Here is a 10419-nt window from a genome sequence, read left to right as displayed (position 1 = left end):
AACCGGGCTTCGCAGGCATCGTCAATCCGCAGGGCGATGGTGGCAAGAAAGCCCGGTCACCAGGGTGATCACGTATAAGCCGTAACCCATCGTGCGGGGAAAGCCGGTTGATCCGGTTGCCCTGTGGTCTACTCGTGCGCTTCTTGTGCACGACCGCGGGTGCGATCGGCACCCGGCTTTCCCCGCGCCCTCTTCTCTCGAGAGAGGGCGAACCCGACGCAAAGCCTCGGGCGCATTGCGCCGCGGGATGTTTTGGCATGTCTGGAATTGTTCGGCTGTCGGAAAACCGAAGATCGGGTTTTCCTGCATCACCCTGAAGGGTGAGCGTGAGAGGGACCTCACTCCATCAGCGTGAACTGCAGGATCAAATTGCGCTGTACCATCGAGAAATTGTCGTCGGAGACCAGCGTCAGCACGGTGTCGCCTTCCGGCGTCATGTGGGCGTCGATGGCTTCCATGTTGTCGACCTCGTGGCCGAGATCCGCCTCGAAGATCGCGGGGCCGTCGACCAATGCGCCCGGGCCTACCGATTTGAGCGGTATGCGACGGATCCGGATGCCGATGCCGGAGAGCCAGGAGAATTTGCGCTCCAGCACCAGCAGGTCGCCGGAAGGCAGCAGCACCCCGTCGCTGACCTCGAATTTATCGGTGCGGCGCAGGCTGAACTGGCCCGGCGTCTTGCCGCCGATCAGGAACGCGATGATGTTGCCGTCGGCATCGAGCCCGCGCTCGGAGAGCGCGATCAGCGTGCCCGCCAGCGGCAGTCCCTTCGGCACCACCATCAGCGCTTCCAGCCCCTTGTTGCTCGGCAGTTGCCTGCGCCAGGCCGGCGGCAGCGGAATCTCCTCGCTGCGTGCGCGTGTAAAACCCTTGGTGAAATCGTAGCGCAGGATCCGGTGCACCCGCTCGATGCCGACATAGACCAGCGTGCCATCGAGCGCGAGCGATTCGGAATCGTACCAGCCGCGCGCGGTGATCGGCCGGCCGTCGGGGCCGAGCAAGGGGGCCGCCTCGACCTCGTCGAGCCCGGTCATCTCGCGGCCCTTATAGACGATGCGGCCGGTGAACCAGCTGCCGCGGTCGCTGACGGCGACGAAGCGCTCGCCCTTGGGATCGAGCCGAAATCCCGACAGCCCGCCAAAGCCGCGAAAACGCGAGGTCAGGATCAGCCCGCTGCGATATTCCAGCGCGCCGAAGCGGACGCGCGTCTTGTCGCTGGTATCGAACGAAGGAATCGGCCTTGCGTTGACCTCGATCGCAACAGGGGCCGTGACGGTGAATTCATCCGGCGCGACCGGCTCTCGCGCATGGGCGATCTCGGAGATCTGGGTAACCGCGGCGCCCGAAAGCCCCGCCGCCGTCAACTTCAGGAAGCGGCGGCGGCTGAGAGGTGCGCGCATGTGCTACGAGTGCAATCGGCGCCGGCGGCCGGAGGTGGGCGCCGTCCCATTGGTCTCGCTGAACAGCTCGGCGAGCTTTTCGGTGATGGCGCCGCCGAGTTCCTCGGCGTCGACGATGGTGACGGCGCGGCGATAATAGCGCGTGACGTCGTGGCCGATGCCGATCGCGATCAGCTCCACCGGGGAGCGGGTCTCGATTTCCTCGATGATATGGCGCAGATGGCGCTCCAGGTAATTGCCGGGATTGACCGACAGCGTGGAATCGTCGACCGGCGCGCCGTCGGAAATCATCATCAGGATCTTGCGCTGCTCGGAGCGGCCGAGCAGGCGCTTGTGCGCCCAGTCCAGCGCCTCGCCGTCGATGTTTTCCTTCAGCAGCCCCTCGCGCATCATCAGGCCCAAATTCTTGCGCGCGCGCCGCCACGGCGCGTCGGCGGATTTGTAGATGATGTGTCTGAGATCGTTGAGGCGGCCGGGATTGGCCGGCTTGCCGGCCGCCAGCCACGCCTCGCGCGACTGCCCGCCCTTCCAGGCCCGCGTGGTAAAGCCCAGAATTTCCACCTTGACGCCGCAGCGCTCCAGCGTGCGCGCCAGGATATCGGCGCAGGTCGCCGCCACCGTGATGGGACGGCCGCGCATCGAGCCGGAATTGTCCAGGAGCAGCGTCACCACGGTGTCGCGGAAGGTCGCTTCCTTCTCGCTCATGAACGACAGCGGATGATAGGGATCGGTGACCACGCGCGACAGCCGCGCCGGATCGAGCACGCCCTCCTCGAGATCGAAGTCCCAGGCGCGGTTCTGCTGCGCCATCAGCCGGCGCTGCAGCCGGTTGGCCAGCCGCGCCACGATGCCCTGCAGATGCGCGAGCTGCTTGTCGAGATAGCTGCGCAGCCGCTCCAGCTCGTCATGGTCGCAGAGATCTTCCGCTGCGATCACCTCGTCGAATTTCGGCGCGAAGGCGTGATATTCCGGGCCGCGCGGCTCGTTGGCGCTGCGCGAATTCGGCCGCGTCGCCTCGCCCGGCGTCTCGTCGTCGCCGAGTTCGCCGTCGTCGAAGGTGTCGGACGTGGAAGCCTGCGCGCTTTCCATCGCGCTTTCCGACATCTCGTCGGTGGAGGCCTGCGCCTGGTCGGCGCTCATTTCCTGCGCGGCGTCGGAATCGGGCGAGCCCTCGGCGCCGGACTGGTCGTTCTCGCCGTCGCGATTCTCGTCCTGGTTCTCGTCGTCGTCGGAGTCGGCATTGCGGTCGTCGCCGAGTTCGAGCGCCGACAGCAGATCATGCACCACGTCACCGAATTTGGCCTGGTCTTCGGTGACGCGGCTGAGCTGATCGAGCCGCGCGCCGATCTTGTCTTCCAGCACCGGACGCCACAGGTCGACCATCTTGCGGGCCGCCGCGGGCGGTGCGAGGCCAGTCAGGCGTTCGCGCACCAGCATGGCGAGTGCGTCCGAGAGCGGCGCATCGGCGCGGTCGGTGATTTCGTCGAACTTGCCGCGATGGAAATGATCGTCGAGCATCGCGGTGAGATTTTTGGCGACGCCGGCCATCCGCCGCGCGCCGATCGCCTCGACCCGCGCCTGCTCGACCGCCTCGAACACGCCGCGCGCCTGCGGATTGCCCGGCATCAGCTTGCGATGGACCTTGGGATCGTGACAGGCGAGCTTCAGCGCGATCGAATCGGCGTGGCCGCGCACGATCGCGGCATCGCGTTTTGTCATCTTGCGCGCCGGCTCGGGCAGCCGCGCCTTGCCGGGCGCGAGACCCGGGCGCTCGGCGGCGAACGTCACTTCCAGCTCCGGCGCCTTGGCGATCGCGCGCAAGCACGACGTCACCGCGCGCTTGAACGGCTCGGTCGGCGCTTCCTTCGATCCGGTTCGGAATTTGCTGTTGGACGTTGTCATTGCCACCTTCACCGCCCGTCGTCCCTGCGAAAGCAGGGACCCATAACCACCGGCGGTCGTTATTTCGCGTTATCGAGCACCAACATTCTATTGAACCGCCGCGGCGTATGGGTCCCCGCGTTCGCGGGGACGACAGTCAGGAGACGACTACGACAGCGCCACGTTCACCGCGGATTCCGCCAGCTCCGCATTGAAGCAGCGCTGGTAGAATTCGGCGACCAAGGGCCGCTCCAGTTCGTCGCACTTGTTGAGGAAGGTGACGCGGAAGGAAAAGCCGATGTCGCCGAAAATCTCGGCGTTCTCCGCCCAGGTGATCACCGTGCGCGGGCTCATCACCGTCGACAGGTCGCCGTTGGCGAAGGCGTTGCGGGTGAGGTCCGCCAGCCGCACCATCTTGTTGACGATGTCGCGGCCTTCCGGGTTGCGGTAGTGCTTCGCCTTGGCCAGCACGATCTCGACTTCCTCGTCATGCGCCAGATAGTTCAGCGTGGTGACGATCGACCAGCGGTCCATCTGACCCTGGTTGATCTGCTGGGTGCCATGATAGAGGCCCGAGGTATCGCCGAGGCCGACCGTGTTGGCGGTCGAGAACAGCCGGAACGCCGGATGCGGCTTGATCACCTTGTTCTGGTCGAGCAGCGTCAGGCGGCCGGAGACCTCCAGCACGCGCTGGATCACGAACATCACGTCCGGACGGCCGGCGTCGTATTCGTCGAACACCAGCGCGATATTGTGCTGCAGCGCCCAGGGCAGAATGCCGTCGCGGAATTCGGTGACCTGCTTGCCGTCGCGCACCACGATCGAATCCTTGCCGACCAGATCGATGCGGCTGATGTGGCTGTCGAGATTGACGCGCACGCAGGGCCAGTTCAATCGCGCCGCGACCTGCTCGATATGGGTCGACTTGCCGGTGCCGTGATAGCCCGTGACCATGACGCGGCGGTTCTTGGCGAAGCCGGCGAGAATGGCGAGCGTGGTGGCGCGGTCGAAGCGGTAATCCGAATCGACATCCGGCACATGCGGATCGACCTCGGAATAGGCCGGCACCTCGAGGTCGCTGTCGATTCCGAATACCTGACGAACCGACACCTTCATGTCGGGCATCCCTGCGGGCTCGGTCACTTTGGTCATGGCGGCGGTCGTCATCAATCCTCCGAGGTCTCGGACGCTCCCGAAACCAGATTTGTCGAATGGCTGCGGATGGGTGCTTTGAGAAACCTATCAGAGAGCAACGGCCGGCAGAAGCCCGCCACTCAATCAAAGTTCCGCTGCGTTATCATCAAGATAGGTGCTGGCCTCGGTTTTTGGAAGGCTGCTCTGCGAATCACGCCGTACTTTCAACCGCCGAATGTGGGCGTAGGCCGGAAACGGCGGCTTTTTCCGCCTTTCCATCGCTTATACTGGACCTGCGGCCCAACCGACTGCAGCACACGCCCGGGATTTCATGACTTCCTTCCTCGATCCATGGATTGCGTTGATCTCGGCGCATCCCTGGCTTGCCTATCTCACCCTGTTCCTGGCCGCCCTGCTGGAGGCGATTCCCGTCCTGGGCGCGGTGATTCCGGGCTCCACCATCATCCTGGCGCTGAGCGCGCTGGTGCCCGGCGGCGAGCTGCGGCTTGGGCCGGTGCTGGCGGCCGCGATATCAGGCGCGATGCTGGGCGACGGAATGGCGTTCTGGATCGGCCATCGCGCCCAGCGCAACATCCTGAGCGCCTGGCCGCTCTCGAATTATCCGGGCCTGATCGCCCGGAGCGAGGCGTTCTTTCATCGCTGGGGCACGCCGGCGGTGTTGTTCGCGCGCTTCGTGCCGCCGATCCGCGCCGTCGTGCCGGTCACGGCGGGCGCACTCGGCATGCCGCCGCTGCGCTTCTATGCCGTCAACATCCCGGCGATCCTGCTATGGGCGGCCGCGCATGTGCTGCCGGGGGTGCTGGCGGTCTCCGCGCTGCACGAATACGCCGGCATTTCGCATCACACCGGGATCGGCAAGCATTACTGGATATTGACGGTGATCGGCGGCGCGCTGGTCGTCTCAACGGCCGCCTGGATCAGCAGGCGCGGTCACCGGTCGTGACCGGCTGGCCGGGCTGGGGCCGGGCCGATATAGCGCGCGCGGGGGCGGATCAGCCCGCCGTGGCGCAATTGTTCGCTGGCATGCGCGATCCAGCCGACGGTGCGCGCCATCGCGAACAGCACCAGTTCATTGCCGGGCGGCAGACCCAGCGTATGCACCAGCACCGCCAGCGCATAGTCGATATTGACGAATTCGCCGGTCGCCTCGGCGATCCGCTCCGGAATTTCTCTGGTGAGTTTCGGCGCCGCGCCCGCGCGCGTCAGCGCATCGAGCAACGCGTGGGCGCGTGGATCGCCGTGCTTGTAGACGCCGTGGCCGAAACCCGCAAAACGCTCGCCCAGCGCCACGCGCTCGCGGATGACAGGGGCCACGTCGCCATCGACCAGCGTCTTGACGAGCTGCGCCGCCAGCACCCCGGCGCCGCCATGCTTTGGGCCTTTCAGCGCCACCAGGCCGGCAATCATGGCATCGTAGAGATTGAGCCCGGTCGATGCCGCGCAGCGCACGGTAAAGGTCGAGGCGTTCAGCTCATGATCCGCCAGCAGCACCAGCGCCCGGCGGATCAGGTCGGCGGCGTGCTTGTTTTCAGGCGCCCAAGCCTTGGCGATCTTGAGATGCAGCGGCGCCGCCGACGACGGGCGGTTCAGCATGGTCGCGATCACCAGCCGAAGGATACGACCGCCCACCATCGCGCGGCCGTCGGCGGCGCGGGTATACGCCCGCGGATCGGCGCTGGCGGCCAGCGCCAGCACGGCAATGGTGCGGTCGATCGGCGCGGCGTTGCGCGCGGCGTCGGCGACCGCGCGCATTTCATCCGACACGTCAGGGCAATTGTCCGGAGCAAACGGATCGACGCCGGTGACGTCCCACAACAGCGTCGCGGCATGTTCGAGCGTGTCGGTTTCGGCAAGGTCGATGCAATTGACGCCGCGATAGATCGGGCCGTCCTCGGTGATGGTCGAAATCGACGAATCCATCACCGGCAAATCGGCGTCGAAACTTTTCATGCCGCGCGGCTCCGGCGACGGCGCGCGCCGTTCCTTCAGCCCGCGGACATCCTCGGCCCGGTAGCGATGGCTGCGCGAATCCGACGACGGCTCCGAGCGGATCAGCCCGCGGCTGACATAGGCGTAGAGCGTGGCGGGCGAGATCGCGAGCTCGGCCGAGGCCTCGCGGGCGGACAAGTAAAGGCCGGCGGATTTTTTCATATTGATTTACATAATCAAGATTGATCAATCTGTCGAGAGGGCCGACCTTTGAGATCTCAGAGGAGATCGACCATGAACCTGCAGATATCCAGGAGCCCGATCGGGCTGGATGGCATTGCCGCCGCCGAAACCGTGCTCAGCCATGTCGATGGCGAGCGCGGCGAACTGATCATCGCCGGCGAACGCGTCGGTGACCTCGTGCGCCAGACCGGCTTTGAAGGGGTGACCGCGCGGCTATGGAGCGGCGGCACCGGCCAGCCGGTGGCGGAGGCCAGCGTACGCGCCAACCTGGGCGCGGCCCGGCAACGCGCTTTCGCCAGGCTGCCCGACCTGCTCGGCGCTACCCGCGGCCTGTCGATCGTCGATGGTGTCCGCGCCGCCATCGCCGGATTGCGCGCGGAAAACGCGCTGCCGCATGAGGCCACCATCGTGGGTGCATTGCCGGTGATCGCGGGCGCGCTGGTGCGGCGGAGCACGGGCGGCGACCCCATCGCACCGGATCCAGATGCCAGTCATGCCGCCGATACGCTGTCGATGATGCTGGGCCGCAAACCCGATGCGCGCGAGGCGGCGGCGCTCGACGCCTATTTCGTCACGGTGTGCGATCACGGCATGAATGCTTCGACCTTCACCACGCGCGGGGTGGCCTCGACCCAGGCCGATCTGTTCGCGGCCGTCACGGCCGGATATTGCGCGCTGACCGGACCGCTGCATGGCGGCGCCCCGGAGCCGGTGCTGGAAATGCTGGATGAGATCGGCTCCAGTGAGCGCATCAAGCCATGGGTCGACGCCGCGCTGGCGCGCGGCGAACGGCTGATGGGCTTTGGCCATCGCATCTACCGGGTGCGCGATCCGCGTGCCGACGTGCTGAAGGGCGCGATCGAGCGGCTCGCCGGCGGCGGCACCGACCTGCCATTCGCGGGCGAAGTCGAGGCCTATATCCGCGCGGCGCTGCGGCGGAAAAACCCGGACCGGCCGCTCGACACCAATGTGGAGTTCTTCACCGCGATCCTGCTCGACGCGCTGAAAATCCCGCGGCAGGCCTTTACGCCTGTATTCGCGATGGCCCGCGCCGCCGGGTGGACCGCGCACGCCCGCGAGCAGCAGCGCGGCGGCCGGCTGATCCGGCCGAGCTCGGCCTATATCGGGCCGATGCCGGATTGAGACGGAGAAGACTTCGCTCCCTCATGGTGAGGAGTGCGCGGGGCGGCGCTTGCGCTGCCCGGCGCGCGTCTCGAACCATCGGGCACACTGCCTGCTGCCATCCTTCGAGACGCCGCGTAAAGATGCGCGGCTCCTCAGGATGAGGAGCCTGCTCAAACGCCGCGCACCACCGTCTTGAGATAATTATACGCCTTAATGATTTCGATCAGGCGATCCTCGGTGGAGCGGTCGCCGCCATTGGCGTCGGGATGGTGCTGCTTGACCAGCGCCTTGTACTTCGCCTTGACGGTTTCCAGCGTCGCTTCGGGGCCGAGCCCCATCACTTGCAGCGCCTTGCGCTCGGCGTTGAAGATTTTTCGGGTCTCGACCTTGGTCTCGCCGGCAGCGCCGCCGGGACCCGGCCGCCAGCGGCCGCGGCCGTTGAGCTCCGAGAACATGCTGAAGGGGTCGGAAGCGGCGTCGATCTCGGCCTCGGCGCTGGCCTTGCTCTTCTTGCCGCCATTGGCGCCCATCTTCCAGGTCGGACGATGGCCGGTCAGCGCATCCTTCTGGTAGCGCGCGACCGCGTCGGCAGGCATGCCCTGGAAGAAATTGTAGCCCTGATTGTATTCGCGGACATGGTTGAGACAGAAGTGCCAGTACTCTTTCGAGTTCTCGCGGCCCTTGGGGGCGCGGTGCGGACCCTTGTTCTTGCACTCCGGCCATTCGCACATGGCGGCTTCTTCGCGCGCAGCCGCCTGCTGCTTCGCGCTCAGCTTGTTGGGCTTGATGCGAATGCTGTCGAAGAATTTGGATGAATCAATCGGCATGGCTGACTATGACAACGCAATGCGAAAAGCTTCAAGTCTTGACATTGCGAATACCTCGCTCTCTTGACGCGCCATTGACGAAACACGGCTCTGGACGTATTGCCCCGCCATGAGGACCAAGGACCATATCACAAACAAGTTGCGTGAAGCTTTCGCGCCGGAAAGCCTCGACGTCACGGACGAATCACATCTGCATGAGGGCCACGCCGGCCACAGGCCGGGCGGCGAGACGCATTTCAGGGTCTATATTGTGTCGCCGGCGTTCGAAGGAAAGAGCCGGATCGAGCGCCACCGCATGATTAATGCGGTTTTGGCGGCGGAACTCGCCGATACCGTACACGCGCTGGCGATCAAGGCGCAGGCCCCAGGGGAAGCCGGGGGCGCATAGGCCCCCGGCGCCGCTGCGCTCGGGTACATCAGCTGAGTTTTCTTACCCTCGCCCTCCAGGGGAGGGTAAGAATCAAAACGACGTGCCCGCCCGCTTCGGCTTCTTTTCCTCGATTTCGGCCTCGCGCGGCACCGGGACGATCCGAAGCGCCGTGATCCGGTTGCGCTCGCGGCGCAGTACGCGGAAGCGGAAGCCGTGGAAGGTAAAACTCTGGCCCCGCTCCGGGATCGAGCGCGCCTCGTGAATCACGAGGCCGGCGACGGTGGTCGCCTCTTCGTCGGGCAGGTGCCAGTTCATGGCGCGGTTGAGATCGCGGATCGGGACGGAGCCGTCGACCACGACCGAGCCGTCGGGCTGGGCGCGGACCCCGGCCACCACCACGTCATGCTCGTCGGAAATGTCGCCGACGATTTCCTCCAGGATGTCTTCCAGCGTCACCATGCCTTCGACCTCGCCGTACTCGTCGACCACGAGGGCAAAATGGGTCTTGCGGCGGCGGAAGGCCTTCAGCTGATCGGCAACCGGGCGCATCTCCGGCACGAACCACGGCGGCAGCGCGATGGCCGCGACATCGATCCTGGTGGTGTCGCCGTCGGCGGCACGGATCGCCCGCAGCAGATCCTTGGCGTGCAGCACGCCGATGATATTTTCCGGCTTGTCACGCCACAGCGGAATCCGTGTGTATTCGGTGGCCAGCACCTCGCGCACCAGTTCCTCGGGCGGAAGGTCGGCGTTGAGCATCACCATCTCGGTGCGATGAACCATCACGTCGGAAACCTGCAACTCGCCAAAGCGGAAGACGTTCTGGATGTACTCCGCCTCGCCCTGTTCCATCTCGCCATGCTCGGCCGATATTTCCACCAGCCCCCTGATCTCGACATCGGTCAGGATTTCATGCTGCGAGCTCTCCCTGACGCCCAACATCCGAAGGATCGAGCGCGACGCCGCATTGAGCAGCCAGTTCAACGGGTAGAACACCAGGAAGGAGACATAGAGCGGATAGGCGATCCACTGCGAGACCGGCACCGGTTCGCGAATCGCCAGGGTCTTCGGCACCTGTTCCCCGACGACGATGTGCAGCGAGGAGAACACCAGGAAACCGACCATGAACGATGTGAAATGGCGCGCCGGGTCCGACATCCCGAACGGAACCAGCACCGGCTCCAGCAGCGCCGCTACCGTGGGTTCGCCGACCCAGCCGAGGCCGAGCGAGGCCATCGTGATGCCGAGCTGGCAACAGGCGAGGTAGGCCTCGATATTCCCCATCATTTGCTGCAGCAGGCGGGCGCCGAAGCGATTCTGCTCCACCATCGCGTTGATGCGAAAGCCCCGACTCTTCACCAGCGCGAACTCCGCGGCCACGTAGAAGGCGTTGGCGGTGAGCAGGAAAATGGCAATCAGCAGATTGACGATCGTGTCGGTCATTGCGGTCCTGTGAGGCCGGTGTCAGGCTCGATACGGTCGGCAGAGA

General features: G+C 65.4%; 9 protein-coding genes. 3 read left to right on the top strand and 6 right to left on the bottom strand.

The window, feature by feature from the left end; all coding sequences use genetic code 11:
- Window positions 1-338: 338 nt before the first annotated feature.
- The 3 genes from Q7T45_RS23885 to cobS form a co-directional block, all read right to left on the bottom strand.
- Entirely contained in the window at window positions 339-1400 is a 1062-nt protein-coding gene (locus Q7T45_RS23885; protein ID WP_304874137.1) for an esterase-like activity of phytase family protein, read from the bottom strand.
- Window positions 1401-1403: 3 nt separating this feature from the next.
- Window positions 1404-3302, bottom strand: coding sequence for a cobaltochelatase subunit CobT (gene cobT / locus Q7T45_RS23880; RefSeq protein WP_304874135.1), 1899 nt, complete (start codon window positions 3300-3302; stop codon window positions 1404-1406).
- Between the two features lie 147 nt (window positions 3303-3449).
- Window positions 3450-4448 carry a cobaltochelatase subunit CobS gene (gene cobS, locus Q7T45_RS23875; protein ID WP_370691348.1) on the bottom strand — a complete coding sequence of 333 codons (999 nt, stop codon included), beginning with the start codon at window positions 4446-4448 and terminating at the stop codon, window positions 3450-3452.
- Between the two features lie 298 nt (window positions 4449-4746).
- Here cobS and Q7T45_RS23870 point away from each other — a divergent pair, with 298 nt between their 5' ends.
- Window positions 4747-5379, top strand: coding sequence for a DedA family protein (locus Q7T45_RS23870; protein ID WP_304874133.1), 633 nt, complete (start codon window positions 4747-4749; stop codon window positions 5377-5379).
- On the opposite strand, the gene Q7T45_RS23865 is transcribed toward Q7T45_RS23870, so the two are convergent.
- Window positions 5367-6587, bottom strand: a complete 1221-nt coding sequence (locus tag Q7T45_RS23865) for a citrate synthase family protein (protein WP_304874132.1) — start codon at window positions 6585-6587, stop codon at window positions 5367-5369. The two genes, Q7T45_RS23870 and Q7T45_RS23865, sit on opposite strands and share 13 nt — an antisense overlap.
- A gap of 72 nt (window positions 6588-6659) precedes the next feature.
- On the opposite strand from Q7T45_RS23865, the gene Q7T45_RS23860 reads away from it, so the two are divergent.
- Window positions 6660-7751: a citrate synthase/methylcitrate synthase gene (locus tag Q7T45_RS23860; protein WP_304874131.1), complete on the top strand. Its 1092-nt coding sequence runs from the start codon at window positions 6660-6662 to the stop codon at window positions 7749-7751.
- Between the two features lie 152 nt (window positions 7752-7903).
- Here the strand turns inward: Q7T45_RS23860 and Q7T45_RS23855 are convergent, their stop codons facing one another.
- Entirely contained in the window at window positions 7904-8560 is a 657-nt protein-coding gene (locus Q7T45_RS23855) for a J domain-containing protein (protein WP_304874130.1), read from the bottom strand.
- Between the two features lie 109 nt (window positions 8561-8669).
- Between Q7T45_RS23855 and Q7T45_RS23850 the strand changes: the two genes are divergently transcribed.
- Complete coding sequence (locus Q7T45_RS23850) at window positions 8670-8948, top strand: BolA family transcriptional regulator (protein ID WP_304874128.1); 279 nt, start codon at window positions 8670-8672, stop codon at window positions 8946-8948.
- Between the two features lie 72 nt (window positions 8949-9020).
- Here Q7T45_RS23850 and Q7T45_RS23845 read toward each other — a convergent pair whose 3' ends face one another.
- Window positions 9021-10373: a hemolysin family protein gene (locus Q7T45_RS23845; protein WP_304874127.1), complete on the bottom strand. Its 1353-nt coding sequence runs from the start codon at window positions 10371-10373 to the stop codon at window positions 9021-9023.
- Between the last annotated feature and the right edge of the window lie 46 nt (window positions 10374-10419).

The organism is Bradyrhizobium sp. (assembly GCF_030646015.1).
GTDB lineage: Bacteria > Pseudomonadota > Alphaproteobacteria > Rhizobiales > Xanthobacteraceae > Bradyrhizobium.
Note: the sequence above shows the minus strand (reverse complement) of the source record. Positions and strands in the feature narration are given on the sequence as shown.